Genomic DNA, 24977 nt, shown 5'->3' on the forward strand with positions numbered 1-24977 from the left:
ATTTAAAAAGATTACAATATGATCGGCCTTATTTGAATGAAAAATAAAAGTTCACATATTATCAAAAACCCATAAGGAGTACGAAATGGTCCTGATTGATACTTGATAATATGCAAAGAAAATATAGTGTTAAATTGACCTTAATTACTATCTTACAACAAATGGTGTGAAATAGCAAGTGCTGGTAATATCAGTAAGGAATAGGATGGGAAAAGGCACAAAGGCATCTCTTTTATTTATATATTATTCCTAATTTTGGTTTATGCTAAACTAAGAACATTTTTATTGAAAATTTTTATAAGGGAAACGATATATATTTAAGAATAGTGGTGATGTATTTGTTAAGGAGGAGAGAATATTGCAACCTACTCAATTTAAAATAATTGAAGCAGCAAAAAAAGGAAGAAGAAAAGTTCATCCTGTATTTGCTGTTATACTTGCGATTGTATTTTTAACGTTAGGTGAATTGTTTATGTTATTGATGTTGTTTTTACCGAAAGCAGAAACAACCTTTATAAAGGCGATTTATAGCAATATTGAGATGATATTAACGTTTGGCGGTGCTATATTTTTTGTTTTTTTATGGGTTAGATTTGTAGAGAAAAGATCATTTTCATCAATTGGTTTTTGGAAAGATCAATGGATAAGAAAATATGTGAGAGGTGCATGTATAGGGTTTATTTTCATTTCAATACCAGTAATGATACTTGTATTAACAGGAATTGTACAACTACAAATGCAACAAATTACACCTACCACTATACTTGGAATTGCGGGATCTTTAGTTGCTTTTTTAATACAAGGTGCGACAGAAGAGATTGTTGTTCGAGGTTGGTTATTTCCGATTCTTTCTGTTAGAAGTCGTATATGGGTTGGGATTGTTGTGACGTCTTTTTTATTTGGGTTTCTTCATTTACTTAATCCAGGTATTACAATTCTTTCAATATCGAATATAATATTAGTTGGTATATTTGCGGCTTTTTACGTATTAAAGGACAGTAGTCTTTGGGGGATATGCGCATGGCATTCCATTTGGAATTGGGCGCAATATAATGTTTACGGCTTTGCAGTTAGTGGCATGACGATATATTCAACGTCATTATTTAAACCTGTAACAAATGGAGCAGAAATCTTTCATGGAGGTTCATTCGGAATTGAAGGGAGTATCATTACAACAATATTGCTTTCTATCGCTTCAATTGTTTTATGGAAACAGTTATGGGGGAGAAAAGCGAAACAACGAGATTTTATTTAATGAAAGTGGGAGAAACTATGGGGATTATAGCGTTTGAGGGAGCAAGCGCTGTTGGTAAAAGTACAACATGTCGTGAACTAGAAAAAAATTATGGTGCTTATATTATACCTGAAGTAAACTTATTATTTGAAAGACCTAAAAATGAACATAGAACATGGTATTTTGAAAAGCAAGTAGAGCGTTGGAATATAGCAGTGCAGAAATCGGAGCAATATGAATTAGTAATACTTGATGGGGACATATATCAGCCACTTAGTTATAATTGGTGTTTCCATTTTGATATATTTAATCAACCGTTATCTTTAATAGAAAGCTTTTATAAAGAAAAGATGATAAATAGGGAAATTGGTTTTCCAGATCAATATTTTTATTTATACACGAATGATGAAGAACTGAGAAAACGGAAAGAATCTGATGAGACGAAAAGAAGAAGAAACTTTGAAAAGCATTTACATATAGCTAAAATGTTTCAGCGTTATTATGAAAATTTAAATAACATAACAGGCGGGTACTGTAAATTGATTGAGGCGAAAAGTGTAAAATCGAATGAATTAGAAATTGTAAAAAGTTTAAAAAGCTTGAACGTGTGTGAAGAAAGACGTTTTGATGTTTCGAGGTTCGATGTTATTACGAAGTGGTTAAAAGAAAATCGTGCATAAATAAACAACGAGTGCCTTATAAGGTGCTCGTTGTTTTTATGTATATTGAATAGTGCTTGAAAAAAGATTTTTTTAACAGAATAATCTTTTAATTTACAATGAAAAGAAATACAATATAAGGAAATGCGTATGTGGTTTAAGCAGTTAAAAATATGTAAGAGGGAAAATCGGGCTGGAGGAAATCTAATGTCATTAAAAGAATGATTAGTCCAAATGATAATCAATGTTTCGATTTATATAGAAAGGAGGATTTATGTGAATATAAAAAAATGAATAGCGGTAAGATGTAAAATAAAGAAATGCTACACCGATGTTTAATAGAGGAAAATTATGGACAGGGATATTGGGGAGGAAACAAGCGAGATGAAAACATTTTTAAAAATAATAGGTATTATAGCTGGTATGGCGGTAATCGGAGTAGGTTTAACATATGGTATGCTATATTATTTGAATAATAGTAAACCGGCTGCGAAAAAGACAACACCAGCAGCTCCAGCAGTAGAAGTACTAGCCGATAGTAATGTGAAAGCGGAAGATGCAAAGCTTTTAGAAAATGGCAACTATTCATTACCAAATAGTGGTTTTAATAAAAATTTTAAATGGACAGATGAGAACATACAAACAGCATTACATGAAATGGCACATCAAAAAACGAAAGCAGATCAAAAATGGGGCTATATTTTTATAACACAAGAACGTATTGAAAGTTTACTTGAAATAATAAATAGTAATGATGTTGCACAAAAAAGTACATATGTAGATATTTTAGAACGATGGAAACTAGGAAAATATGAAAAGGTTGATGCGGATCACAATAAGATTTGGAAATTACAAAGCGGGAATTTAGGAGAAGGGAAAGGAGTAATGTCAGAAAAGGAGCAAAAAGAATTAATTAATCAAGTGTTTATGCAAAAAGGTACATATTCAGGTAGTAAATTAATTGCAGGTGGGGGACAGCCTAATAAATAAAGTGAAGGCTTTTACGGGTAGTTGATCTCCCACCTAACTTCCTCGCATTCGCCAAATTTTGAGGTGAGAGTCTTACTGCCCGTTAATGCGGGATAAAATATGTATCAATGAAAGAGAGTAAGTGCTTTTTGGCAGTTACTCTTTTTTGTGCAATTTTTTAATAGTGTAGTCGCACCCTAGTAAGGTAAGAAATGACTGAAGTACTGGGGATACCCATCTAGATTTATATGAGTTTCTTAATTTCAAGAATAAGATGATTGCTTATAAGTGGGTTCAATAAAGGTATTACAGTAATATTAGCAAAGCTCTAATTATCTAGTAAATAATTATTAGTTTGAGATTTTAAAACGAGATGCATGAAGGGAAGAGAGTAAAAAACATCAAGAATGAATAAAATTCATTTGGTATGATATGGATATATACAATGTGAGGAGGGAATTAGATGTATCAAGTAAAAGGGTATTTTTCATTATTAAAAGGAAACCATTATCAAATTGGAAAAAAGCAAGGGGAATTTGTGAAACAACATCCGTATCTCATTCCACAATTTATACAACAAGAACATTCAGTATCGGATAATTATTGGAAAGAATCTAGGAATATATTGGGGCAATATTGTCCAGGGATTAATGAAGAAATTGAAGGATTTTGCGAAGTATTGAAAATACCTTCTAAAAATATGATGTATTATTATCAAACATTATTAAAAGCAGGTTGTAGTCATTGTGCAGTATTACCTAAAAAGACAGATTCAGAGCACACATATGTATTAAGAAATTATGATTTATCACCAAAAATAGATGATATGCGTTTTTGCTCGACGCATGTTGAAGGGGCATATGCACATAGTGGTTTTTCTTCTCAATATTTTGGCCGAACAGAAGGGGTTAACGAACATGGGTTATCTGCTACATTTTCCGCATGTGGTCAACCAGTTGGGAATATTGAAGGTTTAAGAAAACCAAAGGTAAATGGATTACAATGCTTTGCGGTAATCCGGGTATTATTGGAGAAATGTAAAAATGTTCAGGAAGCTATATCATTAATAAAAGAACTGCCTATTGCAAGTAATATTAATATAATTGTAGCAGATCCTATAAATGCAGCACATATTGAAATATTTGACGGGCATAAATCCATAACAACAAATGAAGATGACAATCAAGCTTTCATCGTATCAACGAATCATGCAGTTAGTTCATCTATTCAGAAATTAAATAATAGGAAATTAGAACAATCTACAAAGAGATATCACATTTTACATGAACATATAAATCGAGATGAAAAGTTGAGCATGGAGTCTTTAAAAGGATTAGTAGAAGAAGAATATCCTGTAGGGCTGACAGTACATAATTATGAAGAATGGTTTGGGACTTTGCATTCTGTATTATTTGATTTACATGATTGTACAATGAATATCTGTTTTGGATCGCCACTTTTCAATGATTGGTATTCATTGAAAGTAGGAGGAAGTCTTCCATTTTCTGAGGTGAATGTGAACTTTAAAAATAAAACGTATACTGACTTTTGGAGAGAAGAGAGAAATGATTTGATACCTAAAAGATAAAAAGGTACATTGAAATTCATACGAAATTTTGTATTTCACTATGAAAGGAGAGTAGTCTACTAGTTGGCGAAAAACACTTGAAAAACGAATGCGGGGAGAAGAAATTAGTACGAAAGAGAGAATTGAAGGGGAAAAAGAATAAATAAATTTTATTATAAGTAGTGCATTTCTATTAGTGAAAGCTAAGTAGAAATGCACTGTTTTTATGTAATTAACTTATTAATATTCAAAAATATTAATATTGTTTTATTCAACTTATTTTTGAATGGTTGAAACATAAAATTTATTAGACTATTTTTTTATATTTTATGATACTATATTGATTTGTAAGACCTATTGTTTTATGAGTAGGTCATACAAGTATATCTAATTTAATGGAATTGACGTATGGAGGTACAACATGGGTAATGTTGAAAAATTTGCAAATCTTCTAATAGAAGAACCAGAAAGAGAGCAGTTATTTCCTTTATTTGAAGAAGTGTTTGGTATTACAAGTCAAACATTGAATGATTTTTCGAAGAAAGGATATTGGGATGATACATATAAAGCTTTATCATGTTTACACGAAGATAAAGTGATTGCAAATGTTGCAGCATTTTCACTACCATTGCTACTAGATGGTGAAAGAATACATGCAGCAGCCATCCAATCAGTAATGACGCACCCTAGTTTTCGTAGACAAGGACTAATGACGCAATTAATGCGTAAGATGATAGAAGAAATCGATAAGCAATGTGAGTGTGCGTTATTGTTTACTGAAACCCCTGAATTATATACATCATTTGGGTTTAAAGTTGTGCAAGAACATCTGATGACTATACCATACGATAAAAATAATAATAAGGATTCTTTACTTAGAAAGGTAGACTATTATACTGAAGAGGATAGACAGTTAATACATGAGGCTGTTGATAATAGTCAAAGGCTTTCGAACATATTTTCAACATTAAACTTCCAATCTTCACTTTATTTGAATATGTATAACTCAAATTGGAATGAAAAACTGTATTATTCAGAAAAACTAGATGCTTTAATTGTATATGAAGTAAAAGATCAAAAGTTGAAGTTATTTGGAGTGTTCGCACCGGTACTTCCAGTTTTAGATGAATTATGTGAGGAAATTAATGAGGAATTTACAGAAATCGAATTTTATTTTTCTCCAGATCAATTAGGAATTGAGGATGTACAATTTACAGAATTACAGTCTAGTAAGTATTTGATGGTTCGAAGTAGTAAAGCGTTAGATTTTAAAGGGTATAAATTCCCAGTATTAACGGAGTTTTAAAAAGTATTTTGCTGGAGGATATAGATGACAAGCCTGTTAAAATAGATTTTTACACATGTAGTTCATCTAATAATAATGAATTCGAGACTGAATTTTAAAATTTTACAATTGAACAAATATAGATGGAAAACCGCATTCTTATAATGAAGAATGCGGTTTTTGTATTTCCATGATAAAAAGCAAATTTATTGACCAGATAGGAATTAATACTTATCATTTAATAATGTTAAATATTAATTTACATAATATAATAGAAGTAATGAAGAAATTACAAAATATATCGCTTAAATAAGGAGGGATCTGAATTATTCACTGGTAATTTCATGGGAAAAGGAGATTATGTATGAAATCATTTCGTAAGTTATTACAATATTTAAAACCATACATGTTCTTCGCTATTATTGGACCGCTATTTATGGTACTTGAGGTTGCGATGGACTTAATTCAACCGACTATTATGCAACATATTATTGATGTTGGGATTGCAAATCGGGATTTAAATTATGTAATAAAAATGGGGCTTCTTATGATAGGAGCAGCGGCGCTCGGTTTAGTTGGAGGACTTGGGTGTATGATGTATTCTACAAAAGCAGCTGTTAATTTCGCAACAGACATAAGAAAAGATGTTTTTGCAAAAATAGAAACTTTTTCTAGCAATAATCGTGATTCATTTGGAACAGGAAAATTACTAACGATCGTGACAAATGATGTTACTTCAATTCAATCGGCGATGACGATGACATTGCGTGTTCTTGTTCGTGGCCCGTTGTTATTTATAGGAAGTATAATTATCGTTTTTGTAACAGCTCGAGAATTATTTCCTATATTACTTGTAGTCGTTCCGATTTTATTACTAGCGATTATATTAATTGCAAGTAAAGCGAGCGGAACGTTTAAAAAAGTACAAGAGGCACTAGATAAAGTGAATACAAAGTTACAAGAAAACTTATCTGGTGTACGTGTTATAAAAGCGTATGTAAGACAAAAATATGAAATTGGTCAGTTTGGAAATGTTAATACAAATTTAACGAAGATAAATATTCGAGCTGTGCAGCTTATTTCATTAATGATGCCAATCATTATGCTAGTTGTAAGTGGCGGGATTGTCGCCACATTATGGCTTGGTGGAGAAAAAGTATTTAATGGAACTCTTCAAGTGGGAGCGATTTTAGCATTTATTAACTATTTGAATATTATTTTAATGTCACTTATGTCTATTAGTATGGTATTTATTCAAATTGCTCGAGCTTTTCCATCCGCAGATCGTGTACAGCAAGTTTTAAATACTGAAGTTGATATTATGAGCGAAGCAAACGCGTTTGTACCTGAGGAGGTCGAAGGAAATATTGACTTTAAAAATGTAAGTTATAGTTACGCGAAAAATAATGAATATGTTTTAAAAGATATTTCATTTAGTATACGAAAAGGGGAAAAAGTAGGGATTATTGGATCAACAGGTAGTGGGAAATCTACTTTAGCTAAACTATTACCACGTCTTTATGATGTTGATCATGGTGAAATATGTATAGATGGAATAAATATTAAATCCTACGATTTACAAAAATTGCGTGCTTCAATAGGTTTTGTACCCCAAAAGGCATTGTTATTTTCAGGAAGTATTGAAGGGAATTTACGTTATGGTAAAGAAGATGCCGCGCGCGATGAACTGGAAACAGCAGCTTCATCAGCTTGTGCGACGGAGTTTATCAACAAACTGGAAGAATCTTATCAATATAATTTAACACAAGGTGCGACAAATTTATCAGGTGGACAAAAACAACGCGTATCTATTGCAAGAGCGCTTGTAAGAAAACCATCCATTCTTATCTTAGATGATTCTACATCAGCAGTTGATGCTAAATCAGAATCCAATATTCAATCAGCATTAAGAACAGAATATAAAGGAACTACGACATTATTAATTGCCTCTAAAATCTCATCTATAATAGATGCTGATAAAATTCTCGTACTAGATAATGGTGAATTAGTTGGTGATGGTACTCATGAACAACTGTTAGAACAATGTGATGTATATCAGGAAATCTATCTTTCCCAAGGTGGCAATTTACATAAAGAAGGTGGGAAAGAACATGCGTAATTTTCAAGGACAATTTGCAAATAAAGGTGGACGTAACGCACCGAAGATGGGAAAAGCGAAAAATACTAAAGGAACTGTAGTGCGTGTATGGAACTATATGGGGTATCAAAAGGCTGCGCTTATGTTCGTTATATTTCTAGTATTTGTTACGACGTTACTTGGGTTATTAGGTCCGTATTTTATGGGTGTAATTATAGATCAATATATTGTACCGAAAGATTTAAGCGGTACGGCAAGAATGTGTATGCTACTTATAGCGATTTACGGTGTAACGGTGCTTTTAACATGGCTACAAACGTACGTCATGATTAACGTTGCATTAAAAACAATTCAAAAAATACGTCAAGATATTTTTGAGAAAATCCAAACACTTTCTTTACGGTTCTTTGATGTACGTTCTCAAGGCGATTTAATGAGTCGTGTGACAAATGATATAGATAATTTGAATCAAGCGTTGACACAAAGTGTGGTGCAAATTATTTCATCAGCGTTAACTTTTATAGGTGTGACGATTGCGATGTTCGCATTAGATTGGATTTTAGCAGTTGTAACTTTAATTACAGTACCTATTATGTTTATTGTTACAAAAAAACTAGTTGCATATAGTGGTAAAAACTTTGCGAAGCGTCAAAAAGATTTAGGAGAATTAAACGGATTTATTGAAGAAGCTATAACAGGGGCGGATGTTACAACGTTATATGGGAAAGAAAAAGAAACTGTACAAAATTTCAACAAAATTAATGAACAACTAAGAATTTCAGCTACGAAGGCGGATACATTTTCAGCCTTTATTTTTCCGAGTATGAACTTTATTAATAACTTGGGAATGGGGCTTGTAATCGGAACTGGATCAGTTATGGTTTTAAATGGAATGACTACAGTAGGTGTCATTGCAGCTTTTATTAATTATTCGCGTCAATTCTCAAGACCATTAAGTCAATTTGCAACTTTAATGAATACAATTCAAGCGGCAGTTGCTGGCGGGGAACGTGTTTTTGAAATTATGGATGAAGTTCCAGAAATTCAAAATAAAAAAGATGCATTTGTTGTAGAAAATCTGCAGGGGCATGTCGCACTTGAGAATGTTTCATTTGGCTACGCGGAAAATAAAATGATTTTAAAAGAAGTGAGTCTTAAGGCGAATCCTGGAGAGACAATTGCTTTAGTTGGTCCGACTGGATCGGGAAAAACAACAATCATTAATTTATTAACTCGTTTTTATGATATACAGCAAGGCCAAATTCAAATTGATGGAAAAGATATAAAGGATTATGATATTAATTCTTTACGAAGTAAAATAGGAGTAGTGTTACAGGATACGTATTTATTTGCTGGATCGATTATGGATAATATCCGTTATGGCCGATTAAATGCTAGTGATGAAGAAGTAATCAATGCAGCTAAAGCAGCATCAGCACATTCTTTTATTAAGCATTTACCGAATCAATATGAAACAGAAATAGCTTCAGAAGGATCGAATTTAAGTCAAGGGCAAAAACAACTTCTTGCGATTGCACGTGCAATTTTAGCGGATGCAGATATTTTAATTCTTGATGAAGCGACATCGAATATTGATACGAGAACAGAATTACAAATTCAAACAGGGCTAAACAATTTAATGAGTGGTCGAACAAGTTTTGTAATCGCTCATCGACTCAAAACAATTGAAAAGGCAGATCAAATTCTCGTAATAAAAGATGGTAGTATTTTAGAGCGAGGAGATCACGAATCTCTTATGGAGGATCGAGGGTTTTATTTCGATTTATATACAAGTCAGTTTAAAATTTAATAAGAAAATTCATGTGGTGCGGTTTCTCTAGAAAGGAGAAATCGCATTTTTAATATTTTTGCACATTCATTATACGTAACGTACTTCAGTCCAAATAATTGAATTTCGTATGAAAACAGAACTATAACAAAATGGAAGTGTCTAAATTCCGAAGAGAAATTAACAACGAAAGAATTGGATGTATATAACAAGTCAGATTTAAGGAATTAGTATTTTGTTTGTGTTATCAAATCTGTATTTGACAGGGTATATAGACAAAGAAGAGCCTGATATGGCTCTCAGGCTCTTCCCTCAATAGCAAAGAGTAAGTCTTTTAATTACTCTTCTGTTACATAATACACAAAATATATATAGATGTATAGAACAGGAAATTCCAATATAATTATTCGAATATAGTGTTTAAAAATAAAATCATAAAAGTTAAATAAGGAATTAAATTGTAAATGTTGATTTATAGCGTGTTATGAGCGGACTTCTATTGATTGAAAGTTAATAAAGTAATATTGAGATAATAAAATATGAAATATTGCATATTTTATCCTACTGTTTGCGGGCAGTAAGATCCCCTATCTCAAAATTCAGCAAAGAGGTTAGGTGTGGGGATTGGGCTGTCCGTAAAAGTCAGATTGGTGAAGGCTAATAATCAGTGGGGATGAAGGAAATCCCCACTGATCAAAATTTTATTTTAAAATTGCAACGATAATTAGAAAACAGATATCCTTATATATATTACGTAACAATATGTAAAGTGTTTTTTAGCAAAAACTAGCAGCCTCAGTGACAGATGGAAGAAATAATTTACGTGGTATCGTAACAACCTCAAGAGCAATTTTGGTTGAATAAAGAAGAATATGCGTTAAATCTAAAGCGTGTGTTAATAGTAATATGAAGCTGTTCAGAATTACAAAACTTCCCCAAAAGAAATACAGATTCCACAACTTAAAACGATAGTTGTGGTTTTTATTTTTGAAGTTCTTTGTTTTAGAAAATAGATAATCTAGAATTGAAAAATTTTTAAATAGATTAGCGCCCTATTTATTGTTTGTTGTAACTATATTGAATATTTGGTCGGACAATAAGACGAGCTTTGAATATATTAATAAAAAAGGGGATGTAGAACAATGGCTAGATATAGTTTACATGGAGGCCACAATAGTATTGTACAGGGTGCAAATTATGGGAATCGGAAAGAACACATTATGGACCGCCAAGTTAAGGATGCAGTTGTAAATAAATTAAGAGCATTGGGACATACAGTTTATGATGATACTGATGAGGTAGGAACAACACAAGCACAAAATTTAAGTAACATTGTAACAAAAACTAACTCACACGATGTAGATTTAGTAATTTCATTTCACCTAAACTCGTATGATACGAATGCTAATGGTGTTGAAGTGCTTTACTATGACCAGCAGGCGTTAGCAGCAAAAGTAGCAGCGCAACTTTCAAAAGATATTGGTTGGTCAAATCGTGGTGCGAAGGAAAGAAAAGATCTTTATGTGTTAGCGAATACGAAAGCACCTGCAATCTTAATTGAACTTGGATTTATAGATAATGAAGCAGATATGGCAAAATGGAATCCAGATAAGATTGCAAATTCAATTGTATACGCATTAACTGGACAATCAGGTGGGGCAACTCCGCCTCCACCATCAAAAAAAAATATCATCCAATCAGGAGCTTTTTCACCATATGAAACGCCTGATGTTATGGGGGCATTAACGTCCTTAAAAATGACAGCTAATTTCATCTTACAATCTGATGGTTTAACGTATTTTATTTCTGAACCAACTTCAGATGCACAACTTAATGGAATGACGGACTACCTAGATCGTAAAGGTTGGTGGTATGAAGTTAAATAAAAATATTTTGGTTTAGTGGCAGAGTTAAATAGCGATAGATCGAAAAAGAGGACTACTTGTTTTTAGTAATCCTCTTTTTCTAATTTTATCCCGCTATTTGCTGGGCAGTAAGATGCCTATCTCAAAATTAGGCGAATGCAAAGGAATTAGGTTAGGTAGTGGACTGCCCGTAAGTGGAAAATACATTGAGAATCTCAACTTTATTGGTGAAAAATATCTTTAATAAGAAAAGAAATATAGGATTTGAATTTAATTTACTACAATTGAAAATGCACTGAAAACTAATAAAATAGCCATAAGGATGTTAAATAATCGAGTATGTTTTAATAATATTTTTTGAAACATTGAACCGAATAGGCTCCAACTAAACGTACTCATTAAACCGACTAAACCTAGAAATAAGGAAAAGAAAACGTAGCTTAAATAAGATTGGTAATAAGGGAGTATAAAAGTCGATACTACAGTCAGTCCGAATAATATCCCTTTAGGGTTAACAAATTGAAGGGAAATCCCCACTGTAAATAAGTTTGTATTACTTTTTTCAGTGGGCTCTGTATTGCCTTTACTAGTAAGTATTTTAAAAGCTAAATATAGCATGTACGCTACACCTAAAATTTTTAAAGGTAATTCGATTATGGGTAGTATATTAATGAGGACAACATTAAAGAAACTGCATAAGAAAGTAAGTATGAAAAAACCAAGAGCTACGCCAATGCAAAATTGTATGCTCCTCTTTAACCCATGTTGATTGGCATATGTCATCGCTAAAAAATTGTTAGGACCGGGTGTGAAGCTACTTATAAAAACAAATAATAAAAAAGAAAATATAGGCATTTCAAAACCCTCCTGATAAAATAGTATGTTATAATGACCGAAAAGAACAATATAACGTGTGCTTTTTATTATACATAACGGTCGTTATATTGTATATAGTGTAGAGGTGTTTTTTATGGAAGAAATTCAACTTATTCTGGCGAAAAATTTAAAAATAATTCGAGAGAAAGAAAAATTAAGTTTAGAAAAGGTTTCACAATTAACTGGTGTAAGTAAAACGATGATTGGACAAATTGAAAGAGGAGAATCAAGTCCTACGTTAACAACAATATGGAAAATTGCAAATGGATTGAAAGTGTCTTTTACTTCCTTAATCAATAATCCACAGCCGGATACGAAAGTTGTTTTACGAAATGATGTTCAAGTATTGTCTGAAGACAATGGGAAATATAAAGTTTATACCTCTTTTCCTTTCCAAGATGATAGACATTTTGAAATTTATACAATTGAAATTGAAACAGGAGGAAGATTAAGTTCGGAAGCGCATAAAGAAGGAACGGAAGAATTTATAACAGTGTTCGAAGGAGAATTGATAGTTGAAGTAAATGATTGCGAATATACATTAAGTAACGGAGATTCAATTCGCTTTATGGCGGATAGATCGCACACTTATAAAAATTCTGGTCGAACATTAACTCGATTAAGCATGACAATTTATTATCCTGTTTCATAAGCGTGCACTTACATTTAGTAATATAAAGAAAGGTGTAATGATAAGGCCATCTTTGAGAGATGGTTTTTATTTTTGTAATTCACAAAAAAAGACACTCATTTGAGTGTCAACATAGTATTGTTCTCGTGTATAGGACTGGAGAGTGTTCCTCAAATACGTATTGAGATGGTTCGTAAAGGAGAAACTGTCTTCACATTTAATGTAACATGGGTAGAAGGGGATGTAAATCTTCTAGATGCCATAAATGGTTGAATGATTGGTAATTAAATTTCATATCTTTTCATATTTTATTTGAAGTATAGAATAACTTGTCCGCTATATTGTATGAGAACTTTCTATAATAGAAACGGCTTCCTATTTAAAGGCAAACCCAGTTTTAGTAAAGAAATAATCTATATTTATATGTGAAAAGTGGTGTTGTTACTTGCGGAATATAAGTTAATGGTTAATTTGAGTTTTTGTATTCAAATTAAAATGTGTGTTTGGACCTAAGAGATAAACGTGGAAAAATAAAATAAACTCTTCAGTTTAGGTGAATAATCTAAGCAGTCAATTATTAAAAACATATAATTAATATGTGAGTCATGAACATAATTAAATAGTATTTTAATTATAATTCATGTTTTCTATTTTAAGTTAAACATATAATATAAATTCTTTTTTTATTACATTTCATATTGTTCTTAAAATAGGAAAACACTCAAATACAAAATAAGTAAGGAGGAAATAAATGACACATAATAATTGTTTTGGTCATAATCACTGCAATCCGATAGTTTTTACACCAGATTGTTGTAATAATCCACAAACAGTTCCAATTTCTAATGAGCAATTAGGGCGATTAAAAGCTATACTAAAATCTTTAATTTCGGCAGTTGCAGCGTTTTTTGCAAATCCAAGTAACGCAAACAGATTAGTTTTACTCGGCTTGTTTACGCAACTACTGGATTTACTAAATGAATTACCACCTTCTTCAGAAGGTAAATATTTAAAACAATTAATTCAAAGTATTATCACTGTACTACAATCTCCTAATCCAAACTTAAGCGAATTACTTTCCTTATTACAACAATTCTACAGCGCTCTTCCACCATTCTTCTATTCGTTAATTATTGACCCTGCATGTTTACAAATTCTATTAAACTTATTAGTTCAACTAATTGCTGCTACTCCAGGAGCAGGAGCAACAGGCCCAGCAGGAGCAACAGGCCCAGCAGGAGCAACAGGTCCGGCAGGTCCAACAGGAGCAGGAGCAACAGGCCCAGCAGGAGCAACAGGCCCAGCAGGAGCAACAGGTCCAGCGGGAGCAACAGGAGCAGGAGCAACAGGCCCGGCAGGAGCAACAGGTCCAGCGGGAGCAACAGGCCCAGCGGGAGCAACAGGTCCAGCGGGGGCAACAGGAGCAGGAGCAACGGGAGCAACAGGAGACCCAGGAGCAACAGGTCCAGCAGGAGCAACAGGTCCAGCGGGAGCAACAGGTCCAGCGGGAGCAACAGGAGCAGGAGCAACAGGTCCAGCAGGAGCAACAGGTCCAGCGGGAGCAACAGGTCCAGCAGGAGCAACAGGTCCAGCAGGAGCAACAGGCCCAGCAGGAGCAACAGGCCCAGCGGGAGGTACGGGACCTACGGGGACTAGTACTACAAATGTATCAAGTTTCGCCGCTAATACTACGGGCGCACTAATCGGTGTAATTGTAGTTGGAACTGATGTACCTCTTCCTAGTGATCAAAATTTATCTGGTGGTATTACAGTTGATGGTACAAATACTATTTTCACCGTTCCTAATACTGGTCGTTATTTAATTAACTATGGAGTCAATTTAACCGCAGCTCTATTGCTAAGTACACGATTAATTATTAATGGTGCGCCTAATACAGCTTCTACAATTACTCCAATACTTTCAGCTAGCGAGTTTAATAATACAATTATAGTATCGTTAACAGCAGCAAGTACTATAAAATTACAGTTGTTCGGATTACTCGGCGCCGCTACTTTATTACCTGGAAGTGCTGGCGCTACATTAACAATAGTGCAAGTTTCATAAAAAATGAAAAAATCCTTCCTATATTGAAGTGAACCCCGAAAACGGGACACCTATCAAAACACCTAAACCATCTGTTCCCTATATTCTTTAGGGGATAGGTGGTTTAATTTCTCTTGAATTCGCACACAATTGTAGTAATGAATGTATTCTAGCACAATCTTTCACAAAGTTGTGTTGGATACTTTTGTTATCTTTTGTGAATAGAAAGCTTCGCTTTTTAAATGACCAAAGAAGCTTTCCATGACGGCATTATCATGGCAATTTCCTCTCCGGGACATGCTGGTGATAATGCCTTTTTCTTTGGCATACGCTTGAAATTCCTTCGCAGTATAAATACTCCCCGGATCTGAGTGAAGGATGACACCTTTTACTTTTTGCCCTTTTATTGCTTGTTTTAATGTCTTCATCGCTAATGTTAGAGTTTGTTTTCAACTCATTCCATAGAGTAATAACGGTATGTGGTTTCAGCTCCTTTTGATTTCCAGCTACTTTCCCCATACAAGTAATTTTGTTCTTAAGTGTTTATTTTCTAATCGTAGCTGTTCCAGTTCAATTAGCTTCTTTTGGTCCTTTTCTATAAGAATATTGCTTTCCTACAGGTTGTTGAAAACGATGAGTTTGATCTGTACGATACCATTTCATCCATTTCTTAATTTGGGAAACATTTTTAATTCCGAGTGTTTCCATATTGATACGATTTGAATAACCATCCTTTTTCATCTCAATCACTTTCCACTTTACTTCTTCTGGGTAATACACTCTTTCTTTCAAATGAAAAACACCTCCGTTGAATTTGCATACTTAGTATGCGAATTCAGGAGTTGTTTTTTTCATGTACCACTATTCGGGTTCACTTCAGAAGTGCCCTCAATTGTTACACACTCTTTAACAATTGGGGGACACTTTTTTGACTACATTTTCTTCAAATGACAAAATGAATATTATAGGGGTAGATGTTACCATTACGGCGCAGTTATACGAATCTACAACACCTAATAATATCTTCACACCGATAGAAGGTGCTTCGGTAACGCTAGCACCTCCTCTAAAGGGTCTTATTAACGTTGGTACGATTCGCAGTGGCATTACACCTGGATTAACGATATCAGTAACTCCACAGACACGTTTGTTAATGGTATTCTCTATTACAACTACAGGTATTTCAGCAGCTACTACTGCAGCTGGTTATGCGAGTGGAGGGGTAACTATTCTTTAGGTACAAGAGAATGTTACTATGTTAAGAAGAAAAGGCGTAATCTTAATGATTGCGCCTTTTCTGTTAAATAATTGTACTTGAGCACCTAATGGAATTAGGTGTATTTAGACACAGTTATAATTTTAGGATATAGTTCTAGCATTTATACAATTTGTATACTAATATAGATAATTTTATTCTTAGCGTGTTAGATTTAAGTTTGAATTTTAGGAAAATTAAAAAGGAATACTACTAATAATCAGTACCCTTTGTAAAGGACATTTTGAAAAAAGTTAGGCAACATCAAGAAGAGGATTTTTGTATCCAGCAGGAGTCATCTTCTTTACGCACTTCTCTGACTTACAGATTTTATGTATGGGTTATTTGATAGAATTTGAATATCTCTTTCGGTGAAAAATTGTCATTTTGAACCTTCTACGATTTCAATTTTCTCTCATTATACAAGAAATATCCTATAGAATAGACTTTTTAGTGTCTATCCTATAGGTGCATTTTATAAAAATAGTATTAATTTTTATGGCTGAATATAGTATTTTTGAAATGTTTTACTTATTTTTATTACAGTTACATCCTTTTTTCTTTACATAGCCTTGCTCGGCTAAATCTCTTTGCGATTGGGAATTGGAAGATTGAGAATTCGAAGACTGAGAGGATGTTGACGAGCTACTATTTTTATTATGAGTGTAGTTTTGTTGATAGTTATAATTACTCATAGTACTATCACCTCCAATTAAATATATAATTATTATATGTACTAGCTCTATTAATCGTTACGATAAAGAATAGGAAATTAAGATGTTGCTATTAAAAAAATCTCCAAGGGTTTTCCGAGGAGATGAATTTTAGTTTTCTAATTTAGTTTTCTAATAGAAATGACTTAAATCAGTAGCCCCAATATGGTGGGAAATAATATGAATCTTGGTAATATAAATTTTGTTGTGGATTAGGAGGAGGAGTTGGTGGATTTATCATTCCTCGGTTTTGATTACAGTTTGCCGAAGGACCAATTACCGTAGTAGATTGAATAGGGGATACCGCTTGTTTCCATTGTTGTTCATTGAGGCAATAAGTATGAGCCATTATATTAGCGGGAGTTAATCTTAAAATATCAGAACCGAAAATAACTTCTGGGGTTGGAGCATCGAAAATCGCTAATAAATGAGTATGATCTGCTGAAGCGATTTCATAATGCCACCATGCTTGCGGAATGTTGGCAACCTGCCCTGGTTGAATCGGTAAGTTTAATATTTGATTCGTAAATGGATTAAGTAAAGAAACAACAGCAGACCCAGAAATACAGTAAACAAGTTCAGCTGCATTTTGATGAATATGTGGTTCTACAACATTACCTGTACTTAAATAAATATCTAATAAAGAAGTATTTTCTAAAGTGTTTAATTGTTTTATGCCAAGAACGTTTATATAATTTTGGGCATCTTTCGTAAAAAAATTACTTTTACCCAAGTCATAAGTGAAATTGGTTGAAGGAGATGTGTAGTCGATATTGGAAGTCATTTGTATTACCCGCCTTTCTATTAGTAAGTAAGGTACAAAATTAGGATATGTGTCTAGTGTTTGTTATGTGCAGTTGTCGGTATCATAATAAATTTACCTATTTCATAAATAACGTAGGTGGTACTTCGTATTTATAATAATGTTAATATGGATATTTATATGATGGTTAATCCTGAAAAACTTATGCATTTAAATGTGGAAATATAAAATAAAGACGCATTTCACGGGAATGCGTCTTTATTTTATTACTTTTCTAACATTTCAAGAGGTACATCTTTTTCTCCAGCTACCTCAAATTTAATTTCCCCGTCTTCTTCATAAATACGTGTAATAATCGGTATAGTAATCATTAATTTTTTGTGCTGCTTTCGCTTTCTAGCAGCATCTAAGCTAATCACGTTCATAAGTAAGCATCCTTTCCTCTAGAAATATATAAACAAAAGAAAATGCGTCCGAAAAGGGCGCTTAATTGAATTTGAAATACCGATTCATTTCAATGGGGTTTATATTATTTTATAACTGCAATTTTAATGTGAAATAATATGAATGGAATAATTGCACGTAGAAATTAACTTTACCAAAAAACGAAACAATATGCTATAAAAAATTATAAAACTTTGTCATATAACGGGAAAAAGGCTTTCGTTTCGCATATAATAAAAAGTAGACGGGCAGCAAGAGCTTTTTCATCATATTGCTTGGAAAGGCGATGAAAAGAATGGATACTTTAGATTCATTATTATTGCAACTTGAACAATATGGAGAAGAGCATGATAGAAATAAAAAAACAAGGGAAGAAAAATTGCGGAATGTTTCTCGTGAGATGGGGCAATTTTTATCGATTTTAGTTAAAGGGTGTAATGCAAAAAACATTTTAGAAATTGGAACTTCTAATGGTTATTCTACACTTTGGATAGCAAATGCGGTAGAAGAAACAAATGGAAATGTAACAACGGTCGAGCTTTCTTCAGAACGAGTTGGAGAGGCGCTTGTAAATTTTGAAAAGGCAAACCTTTTGCAAAGAATCGATGTTCATAATCAAGAAGCGGGGGCATTTTTAGATTCACAATTAGATCACTCATTTGATTTTATTTTCCTAGATTCAGAGCGTACGCAATATATGTGGTGGCTTGAGCATATTAAACGTATGTTACAACCAAAAGGTCTTCTTGTTATCGATAATGCAACTTCTCATGCAAGTGAATTAGCTGAGTTTATAAAAATGATCGAAGAGGATGATACGTTTGAAACGGTGTTATTAGCGTTTCAAAAGGGAGCATTTGTAGCTCGAAAGAATAAATAGATGTGAGCGTAATGTAATTATCACATTGAAAGCGGATAGCTGTCAAAAAATGAGCGCCGCAAAAAGGAAGAACACAAATTATATAGGTAACATACGAAGAATCCGTCTTCAGCATGTTGTTCTCTAGGTCTTAAGTCTGAGGAAAATTATGTTGATTACAGGTATACTTATAGTAAGAAACAGGGAATGACTGCATAAACAGGCATTTCTAAAAAATCGATTTCAAGCAGTCAAAATGTATATGAAATACGATATAATAGATGAAATATAGTGCATATAAATTCGCACATATAAATAAAGGAGCGATTTTGTTGACTGAACTCGAGAAAAAAGAACCTGTATCGATTGTGAAAGACAATAATGTAGAGGTAGTAGTAGATACAGTTATAAAAGATGAAGAACTAGAGGAACTGAATAAAGAAGCAGATCTTTATGTACAAAAGTTAAATAGCGAGCAAAATACGGATTTATCAAAAGTATTGTCTCAGCTAGGAGATTTAGGGGATAAAGAGCAACAAGCAGCAGGACAAACGTTATCAGCGTTAAAACGTCCTGTAACAGCGATGATGAATGGGAAAAATGAAGAAATTCCAAATACATTGTTAGAGTTACGAAAAGTGGTATCTGAACTTGATCCGAATTCATTAAAAGCAAGTGGTATGAAAAAAATAATGTTTAAAGTATTTAAGAAAAACCCTCTTGAAACATACGTGCATAAATATCAGTCTATAGATAAGCAAATTGAGGAGATTATAAGATCGCTTTTAATTGGCCGTGATAACTTACAAGAAGATACAGTTGGTCTTGAGATGCTTAAGGAGCAATCGCACGATAAAATTCACGCTCTTGATAAACAAGTATACTTAGGGAAAAAGCTTGCTGGTATGCTAGAAGCTGAGAAACACAATCCAGAGCGTCAAAGAGATATTCCATTAATTAATGATGCATTAGAAAAGATACTTGTACGTACACGTAATATGCAGCAAGCAAAAAGTGTATTATTACAATCTATCGCATCTGTAGACATTATTAAGAAAAATAATGAAAAATTAACAGAAGCAATTCGTAATGCCATTACGATGACGCAAAACGTTGTAACAGTGTCAGCTGCTATTCAGCTAGCATTAACGAATCAACGTAAAACAATTGATGCAGTGAATGCGACAAATGAAGCGATTGAATCGATGGTATTAAGCAATTCTCAAGCGTTAAAACAAAATACAGAAGAAACAACAAAACTCCTTGAAAATCCTGCTATTAGCATGGATAAATTACGCGAATCATTCCAAAATGTATTTGCGGCTATTGAAGCTTCTGAGAAATCTTCAGAACGGATTATCGAATCTAGTAAGAAATTCGTTATTGAGCTAGACACATTTAACGATGAGATGAAGCAGAAACTCATTCAACGTCCAAGGAAATAACAGATTATTAGAGGAGGTGAAAAAATGAGTTTCATTCAAACAGTACTAGTACTATTAGGTACATTACTTTTAATCGCATTTACTGTCGTTGTATTAGTTGTATATTTCGGACGAAAACTGTATTTTTCATGGACGAAACCATATAAAAGAGCACACGATTCTTTAGAAAAGTTATCGAATAAATCAATACCGTTTCTACAAGAATTTACGCAGCACCCACTCTTTTATCGTTGGATTCGTACGGAAGGGAAGAAAGAACAGCATACATTAAATACTCTTTTCTGTACATCAGGACAACGTACGAGAGAGCAAGTATTCTCTATGTTACCGAAAGAAAAGCAGAAAAAAGTACATGTAATGGCAAAAACAACGAAAAAGCTTACAAATGAAGATATCGATGTGGCTGCGATGAAAGTGAAAGATTTCTTAAGGCAAGAATCACAACAAACAGTAAAACCGACAGACTTATCGTTTTATAAATTGTATTTTTATGATCGATATCCAGATGCATTGAATACAATTCAAGCGTATAAGCGCTCAATCAATCCTTCATTACAAAGAACGGTTGATGACATTACAATTTCAGTATTGAATGCATTGCCATACTATCAAGAGCAGCGTATGTTTGAACAACAGCATAAACTTGAAACGTTCTTAATGAAAGATTTAACTGCGATGTTATCGTTAGTAGTACAATTACCACCGTCACAACGACCGGAAAAAGAAGAAGAATTAAAAATCTACTTGCAAAATTTCAAAAAAGAAATGGAAGAAGTAGAGCGAGACATTCGTGATTCCATTGATCACGATTTGAATGTGAAGATGAGAGCAGCGACTGAGAAGTTTAAGAATAAATAAGAGAGGTTCCCTTAAAAAAGTTTTAAGTTATCACTTTTTTGAGGGATCTCTTTTTATTTTTGATAGAAATAATACTGTAATCAGAAATTACAGTATTAACGATATAATTTAATAATAGCCATAATATGAAAAGAAACCGTCCCAAAAGGTATTATGGGACGGTTTCTTTTATGAATAGGTTGGTTATATGAGTGGAAATAAAAGAGAAAGGAATAAAAAAGATGACGATACAACATATCAATAATAAACGTTTAACGATCATTTATACGCCTTCCTATCATATGTTTATTTAAAATACTATCCGAGGTCAGGTTGGCCTTTCAATTGAGAGAAAATGATATTGAAACATTAATTTAATAGGAGGAATATTTTTAATGAAATTTACTTTCAATATAACTAAATCGTTTCATTACTTCATATGCTTGTTAGTAAAGTGAAACTTTCTTTCATTTGAAGGAAATAATTTATAAGCATAGGAGGATTCAATAATGAAGGTTTTATTCGTTTGTTCTGGAGGAATGTCCAGCGCAATTGTTGTAAACGCTTTAAAAAAAGAGGCGGAGAAAAAGGGTGTAAACATGGAAGTGCATGCAATTGGAACAAGTGAGGTGGAAGAAGAAGTAAAGAATGGTTGGGATGTTGTAATGGTTGCCCCTCAAATTAGACATCGATTTGATTCTGTAAAAAAACTTGCAGAAGAGGAATCTGTTCCATGTGGTATCATACCGCCGCAAGCATACACACCGCTTGGTGGACCAACATTATTGAAAACTGTAAATGAATTAATTAGTTAGGGGGAAGCGTTATGAATAAGTTTGTCACGTTTCTTGATAAAAATTTATCTGGACCGATGGCAAGGCTTTCTGAACAGAGGCATTTACAAGCAATCCGTGATGGAGTTATTTCGGCGTTACCATTTATTATCGTTGGAAGTTTCTTTTTAATCATAGCATTTCCGCCATTACCGAAAGATAGTTTCATATCAGTTTGGGCATTAAAAAATCAAACAAGTATATTAATACCATATCGGTTAACGATGTTTATTATGTCTTTATATATAGCATTTGGAATAGGGTATAATTTAGCGAAAAGTTATAAGTTAGATGCTTTATCGGGAGCGCAGCTTGCAGTATGTTCACTGCTATTAACATTAACCCCTGAATTAATCGATAAAAAAGGGTTTATGCTTCCGATGACAAATCTCGGAGGTCATGGATTATTCGTGACGATGATTGTTTCTATTTTATCAGTTGAGATTTTAAGATTTTGTAAAAAGAATAACGTAACAATCAAAATGCCAGAACAAGTACCACCATCAGTATCGCGTTCGTTCGAAGCACTTATACCTGCAGCTTTCGTTATTATTATTATGAGTCTTATTACGATTGTTTTTAAAGTTGATGTACATTATGTTGTAGATAAATTAGCCGCCCCGTTAGTAAAAGCAGGTGATAGTTACTTTGGCGTTATTATACCTGTATTTTTAATTACATTTTTCTGGTCTTTCGGCATACATGGTGTATCAGTTGTAGGAACTGTTGCGAGGCCGCTTTGGGATGTGTATTTAGGGAAGAACGGTGAAGCTGTAGCGAGTGGTGCGAGCCATTTTCCATTCATTGCACCAGAGCCGTTTTATCAATGGTTTATTTGGATTGGTGGCTCGGGTGCAACGTTAGGTCTTGTGTTAGCGATGATTGTATTTGGTAGATCAAAATATTCGAAAGCATTATCGAGAACTTGTATTGTACCTGGAATTTTTAATATTAATGAACCGGTTATTTTCGGTTTACCGATTGTACTGAATCCAATTTTAATTATTCCTTTCGTCATTACACCGCTAGTAACAGCTACTATAGCGTATGTTGCAACTGTAATGGGATTTGTAACACCAACTCATATAATGCCGCCGTGGACATTACCAGCTCCAATTGGCGCTTATTTAGCTACAGGTGGAGATTGGCGTGCAGTTGTATTAGTTTTTATAAATATAGCAATATCATTCCTTATTTATTTACCATTCTTTAAAATGTACGACAAAAATATGCTTGAAATAGAAAAGAGCGGTGACGGGGAATCTGTTAATCAGTAAACATTATACTGTTATTTTGAGTGATAGGCTCTTTGTCTATCACTTCTTTCATATTAAGTCTAGAGAGGGTGAAATGGAATGAATATAAAATTTAGTTATAAAGGTGTATTTTTATTATTATTTGGAGTGATTTGTGCAAATTTACTTTTTGTACCTTTATTAAGGATGCTAAATCTATCACAAATGCATAGTATATGGCTCGTTACAAGTATTGCAGCAAGTGTTTTGCTTACGATTGTTGTTTCTTTCATTGATGGCACATTTGTATCGAAAGTCCAGTTGTTTATTAGATTTATAGTGTTTTCTGTAGGTTGTACGTTGTTTACTTACATAATTGTTTTTTAGTGAATAGGGGGGGCATGCACGTTATGTATATTGCAGGGATAATGTCCGGTACATCGTTAGACGGAATAGATGTAGCGCTCGTCCATATAGAAGGGAGTGGTGTAAAATCTAAGGTCGAACTCATACATTTTAATACTGTTCCATTTTGTAACGATATAAAAAATGAAATACAACAATCCTTATCAATAGAAAATTCAAATGTCCAACTCATATGCAGTTTGAATTTTAAGCTCGGTTTATGTTTTGCAAACGCTGTAAAGGAAGTTTGTAAAGAGTCAAATGTATCATTGGAAAAATTAGATTTAATAGGTTCTCACGGACAAACGATTTATCATCAGCCAAAACAAGATGGTAATATGATTCCTTCCACATTGCAAATTGGAGAACCAGCAGTTATAGCATACGAAACGAACACGACGGTTATCTCTAATTTCCGAACGATGGATATGGCAGCAGGGGGACAAGGTGCGCCACTTGTGCCATATTCAGAGGTCATTTTGTATCGTCATCAAACTAAAAATAGACTCCTACAAAATATTGGCGGGATCGGTAATGTTACTGTAATACCAAGTCAACGGAGCGATAAGAGCGTTATAGCTTTTGATACAGGTCCAGGGAATATGGTAATTGATGAAGTCTGTCAAAGGTTATTTCAGTTGCCATATGATCAAAATGGTAAGATTGCAAAACAGGGAGTAATTGTAGATGAAATTTTGAATTATTGTATGAACCATCCATTTTTGAAAATGAGTCCACCGAAGTCAACTGGTAGAGAACAATTTGGAAAAGAGTTTGTAAGTGAATTATTAAAACGATTTGAAAAGTATAGTAAAGAAAGTATATTGACCACTGTCACGATGTTTACAGCAATTTCAATTGTTCATCATTATAAGGAGTTTATTTTGCCGTATTATAAAATCGATGAGGTGATTTTAGGGGGTGGTGGAAGTTATAATGATACACTTGTTGAAATGGTACGAAATGGATTGAAAGAAGAAAAATGCGCAATTTTTATTCAAGAAGATATAGGCTATTCTTCCGCAGCGAAAGAAGCAATCGCATTTGCAATTTTAGCAAACGAAACGCATCATCGTAATCCGAGTAATGTGCCGAGCGCAACAGGTGCAAAGAAATCTGTAGTTTTAGGGAATATAACTTTCCCTCCAATAAGAAGAAAATGAGGCGAACA

Annotated in this window: 22 protein-coding genes and 3 pseudogenes; 20 read left to right on the forward strand and 5 right to left on the reverse strand. The window is 33.4% G+C overall.

Features of this window, described 5'->3' with window-relative positions; all coding sequences use genetic code 11:
- Nucleotides 1–358: 358 nt before the first annotated feature.
- The 9 genes and pseudogenes from COE49_RS24270 (at nt 359) to COE49_RS24300 (ending at nt 9622) form a co-directional block, all read left to right on the forward strand.
- Nucleotides 359–1255 carry a CPBP family intramembrane glutamic endopeptidase gene (locus tag COE49_RS24270; RefSeq protein ID WP_088233158.1) on the forward strand — a complete coding sequence of 299 codons (897 nt, stop codon included), beginning with the start codon at nt 359–361 and terminating at the stop codon, nt 1253–1255.
- A complete protein-coding gene (locus tag COE49_RS24275; RefSeq protein WP_140417531.1) occupies nt 1255–1914 on the forward strand; it encodes a DEAD/DEAH box helicase family protein in 660 nt (219 codons plus the stop codon). Before COE49_RS24270 ends, COE49_RS24275 begins: the two co-directional genes overlap by 1 nt.
- A 363-nt stretch (nt 1915–2277) precedes the next feature.
- Nucleotides 2278–2883: a PRK06770 family protein gene (locus COE49_RS24280; protein ID WP_088233168.1), complete on the forward strand. Its 606-nt coding sequence runs from the start codon at nt 2278–2280 to the stop codon at nt 2881–2883.
- A 442-nt stretch (nt 2884–3325) separates the two neighbouring features.
- Nucleotides 3326–4450, forward strand: a complete 1125-nt coding sequence (locus COE49_RS24285; protein WP_088233159.1) for a C45 family autoproteolytic acyltransferase/hydrolase — start codon at nt 3326–3328, stop codon at nt 4448–4450.
- A gap of 55 nt (nt 4451–4505) precedes the next feature.
- Nucleotides 4506–4592: pseudogene (locus COE49_RS27405) on the forward strand (MOSC domain-containing protein); the annotation flags it as partial.
- A 258-nt stretch (nt 4593–4850) separates the two neighbouring features.
- Nucleotides 4851–5735: a GNAT family N-acetyltransferase gene (locus COE49_RS24290; protein ID WP_088233160.1), complete on the forward strand. Its 885-nt coding sequence runs from the start codon at nt 4851–4853 to the stop codon at nt 5733–5735.
- Nucleotides 5736–5743: 8 nt separating this feature from the next.
- A pseudogene (locus tag COE49_RS28175) lies at nt 5744–5833 on the forward strand (DUF1349 domain-containing protein); the annotation flags it as partial.
- Nucleotides 5834–6078: 245 nt separating this feature from the next.
- Complete coding sequence (locus COE49_RS24295; protein WP_088233161.1) at nt 6079–7833, forward strand: ABC transporter ATP-binding protein; 1755 nt, start codon at nt 6079–6081, stop codon at nt 7831–7833.
- Nucleotides 7826–9622: an ABC transporter ATP-binding protein gene (locus COE49_RS24300; protein ID WP_088233162.1), complete on the forward strand. Its 1797-nt coding sequence runs from the start codon at nt 7826–7828 to the stop codon at nt 9620–9622. The genes COE49_RS24295 and COE49_RS24300 overlap by 8 nt, the downstream gene beginning before the upstream one ends.
- Nucleotides 9623–10377: 755 nt before the next feature.
- Here the strand turns inward: COE49_RS24300 and COE49_RS28530 are convergent.
- Nucleotides 10378–10626, reverse strand: coding sequence for a hypothetical protein (locus tag COE49_RS28530; RefSeq protein WP_373605068.1), 249 nt, complete (start codon nt 10624–10626; stop codon nt 10378–10380).
- Between the two features lie 117 nt (nt 10627–10743).
- Here COE49_RS28530 and COE49_RS24310 point away from each other — a divergent pair, with 117 nt between their 5' ends.
- Nucleotides 10744–11487, forward strand: coding sequence for an N-acetylmuramoyl-L-alanine amidase (locus COE49_RS24310; protein ID WP_098253435.1), 744 nt, complete (start codon nt 10744–10746; stop codon nt 11485–11487).
- A gap of 249 nt (nt 11488–11736) precedes the next feature.
- On the opposite strand, the gene COE49_RS24315 is transcribed toward COE49_RS24310, so the two are convergent.
- Nucleotides 11737–12321, reverse strand: a complete 585-nt coding sequence (locus tag COE49_RS24315) for a LysE family transporter (protein ID WP_088233164.1) — start codon at nt 12319–12321, stop codon at nt 11737–11739.
- A gap of 58 nt (nt 12322–12379) precedes the next feature.
- Here COE49_RS24315 and COE49_RS24320 point away from each other — a divergent pair, with 58 nt between their 5' ends.
- Nucleotides 12380–12994, forward strand: a complete 615-nt coding sequence (locus COE49_RS24320) for a helix-turn-helix domain-containing protein (RefSeq protein ID WP_098253434.1) — start codon at nt 12380–12382, stop codon at nt 12992–12994.
- Between the two features lie 730 nt (nt 12995–13724).
- Nucleotides 13725–15038, forward strand: coding sequence for a BclA C-terminal domain-containing protein (locus tag COE49_RS24325; protein WP_098946133.1), 1314 nt, complete (start codon nt 13725–13727; stop codon nt 15036–15038).
- 62 nt (nt 15039–15100) lie between these two features.
- Here the strand turns inward: COE49_RS24325 and COE49_RS24330 are convergent.
- Nucleotides 15101–15809: pseudogene (locus COE49_RS24330) on the reverse strand (transposase).
- Nucleotides 15810–15945: 136 nt separating this feature from the next.
- Between COE49_RS24330 and COE49_RS24335 the strand changes: the two are divergent.
- Nucleotides 15946–16254, forward strand: a complete 309-nt coding sequence (locus tag COE49_RS24335) for an exosporium glycoprotein BclB-related protein (protein ID WP_098253324.1) — start codon at nt 15946–15948, stop codon at nt 16252–16254.
- Nucleotides 16255–17136: 882 nt separating this feature from the next.
- Here the strand turns inward: COE49_RS24335 and COE49_RS24340 are convergent.
- Nucleotides 17137–17769 (reverse strand): cupin domain-containing protein, encoded by a 633-nt coding sequence (locus COE49_RS24340; protein WP_098253323.1) that lies wholly within the window; start codon nt 17767–17769, stop codon nt 17137–17139.
- A gap of 245 nt (nt 17770–18014) precedes the next feature.
- The gene (locus COE49_RS27740; RefSeq protein WP_001100984.1) at nt 18015–18173 is read right to left on the reverse strand and encodes a hypothetical protein; all 159 of its coding nucleotides are present in this window, start codon (nt 18171–18173) and stop codon (nt 18015–18017) included.
- Nucleotides 18174–18478: 305 nt separating this feature from the next.
- Here COE49_RS27740 and COE49_RS24350 point away from each other — a divergent pair, with 305 nt between their 5' ends.
- The 7 genes from COE49_RS24350 to anmK all read left to right on the forward strand — a co-directional run bounded on the left by COE49_RS24350 (nt 18479) and on the right by anmK (nt 24969).
- Complete coding sequence (locus COE49_RS24350; RefSeq protein ID WP_088233309.1) at nt 18479–19072, forward strand: O-methyltransferase; 594 nt, start codon at nt 18479–18481, stop codon at nt 19070–19072.
- 311 nt (nt 19073–19383) lie between these two features.
- Complete coding sequence (locus tag COE49_RS24355) at nt 19384–20496, forward strand: toxic anion resistance protein (RefSeq protein ID WP_140417543.1); 1113 nt, start codon at nt 19384–19386, stop codon at nt 20494–20496.
- Nucleotides 20497–20520: 24 nt separating this feature from the next.
- A complete protein-coding gene (locus COE49_RS24360) occupies nt 20521–21354 on the forward strand; it encodes a DUF3974 domain-containing protein (protein WP_088233307.1) in 834 nt (277 codons plus the stop codon).
- A 488-nt stretch (nt 21355–21842) separates the two neighbouring features.
- Nucleotides 21843–22148 carry a PTS sugar transporter subunit IIB gene (locus COE49_RS24365; RefSeq protein WP_088233306.1) on the forward strand — a complete coding sequence of 102 codons (306 nt, stop codon included), beginning with the start codon at nt 21843–21845 and terminating at the stop codon, nt 22146–22148.
- Nucleotides 22149–22159: 11 nt separating this feature from the next.
- Nucleotides 22160–23443, forward strand: coding sequence for a PTS sugar transporter subunit IIC (locus COE49_RS24370; RefSeq protein WP_098946134.1), 1284 nt, complete (start codon nt 22160–22162; stop codon nt 23441–23443).
- A 78-nt stretch (nt 23444–23521) separates the two neighbouring features.
- Nucleotides 23522–23788 carry a hypothetical protein gene (locus COE49_RS24375; RefSeq protein ID WP_088233304.1) on the forward strand — a complete coding sequence of 89 codons (267 nt, stop codon included), beginning with the start codon at nt 23522–23524 and terminating at the stop codon, nt 23786–23788.
- A gap of 23 nt (nt 23789–23811) precedes the next feature.
- The gene (gene anmK, locus COE49_RS24380; protein WP_098253321.1) at nt 23812–24969 is read left to right on the forward strand and encodes an anhydro-N-acetylmuramic acid kinase AnmK; all 1158 of its coding nucleotides are present in this window, start codon (nt 23812–23814) and stop codon (nt 24967–24969) included.
- The last annotated feature ends 8 nt before the right edge of the window (nt 24970–24977 follow it).

Source organism: Bacillus sp. AFS029637 (assembly GCF_002584985.1).
Taxonomy (GTDB): domain Bacteria; phylum Bacillota; class Bacilli; order Bacillales; family Bacillaceae_G; genus Bacillus_A.

What these genes read in the sequence shown, in the direction of transcription:
- COE49_RS24310 (WP_098253435.1), top strand. Translation starts at nt 10,744, where the DNA reads ATGGCTAGATATAGTTTACATGGAGGCCACAATAGTATTGTACAGGGT.
- COE49_RS24275 (WP_140417531.1), top strand. Translation starts at nt 1,255, where the DNA reads ATGAAAGTGGGAGAAACTATGGGGATTATAGCGTTTGAGGGAGCAAGC.
- COE49_RS24300 (WP_088233162.1), top strand. Translation starts at nt 7,826, where the DNA reads ATGCGTAATTTTCAAGGACAATTTGCAAATAAAGGTGGACGTAACGCA.
- COE49_RS24340 (WP_098253323.1), bottom strand. Translation starts at nt 17,769, where the DNA reads ATGACTTCCAATATCGACTACACATCTCCTTCAACCAATTTCACTTAT.
- COE49_RS24350 (WP_088233309.1), top strand. Translation starts at nt 18,479, where the DNA reads ATGAAAAGAATGGATACTTTAGATTCATTATTATTGCAACTTGAACAA.
- COE49_RS24365 (WP_088233306.1), top strand. Translation starts at nt 21,843, where the DNA reads ATGAAGGTTTTATTCGTTTGTTCTGGAGGAATGTCCAGCGCAATTGTT.
- COE49_RS24315 (WP_088233164.1), bottom strand. Translation starts at nt 12,321, where the DNA reads ATGCCTATATTTTCTTTTTTATTATTTGTTTTTATAAGTAGCTTCACA.
- COE49_RS24325 (WP_098946133.1), top strand. Translation starts at nt 13,725, where the DNA reads ATGACACATAATAATTGTTTTGGTCATAATCACTGCAATCCGATAGTT.
- COE49_RS24370 (WP_098946134.1), top strand. Translation starts at nt 22,160, where the DNA reads ATGAATAAGTTTGTCACGTTTCTTGATAAAAATTTATCTGGACCGATG.
- COE49_RS24290 (WP_088233160.1), top strand. Translation starts at nt 4,851, where the DNA reads ATGGGTAATGTTGAAAAATTTGCAAATCTTCTAATAGAAGAACCAGAA.
- COE49_RS24285 (WP_088233159.1), top strand. Translation starts at nt 3,326, where the DNA reads ATGTATCAAGTAAAAGGGTATTTTTCATTATTAAAAGGAAACCATTAT.
- COE49_RS24295 (WP_088233161.1), top strand. Translation starts at nt 6,079, where the DNA reads ATGAAATCATTTCGTAAGTTATTACAATATTTAAAACCATACATGTTC.
- COE49_RS24280 (WP_088233168.1), top strand. Translation starts at nt 2,278, where the DNA reads ATGAAAACATTTTTAAAAATAATAGGTATTATAGCTGGTATGGCGGTA.
- COE49_RS24360 (WP_088233307.1), top strand. Translation starts at nt 20,521, where the DNA reads ATGAGTTTCATTCAAACAGTACTAGTACTATTAGGTACATTACTTTTA.
- anmK (WP_098253321.1), top strand. Translation starts at nt 23,812, where the DNA reads ATGTATATTGCAGGGATAATGTCCGGTACATCGTTAGACGGAATAGAT.
- COE49_RS27740 (WP_001100984.1), bottom strand. Translation starts at nt 18,173, where the DNA reads ATGAACGTGATTAGCTTAGATGCTGCTAGAAAGCGAAAGCAGCACAAA.
- COE49_RS24375 (WP_088233304.1), top strand. Translation starts at nt 23,522, where the DNA reads ATGAATATAAAATTTAGTTATAAAGGTGTATTTTTATTATTATTTGGA.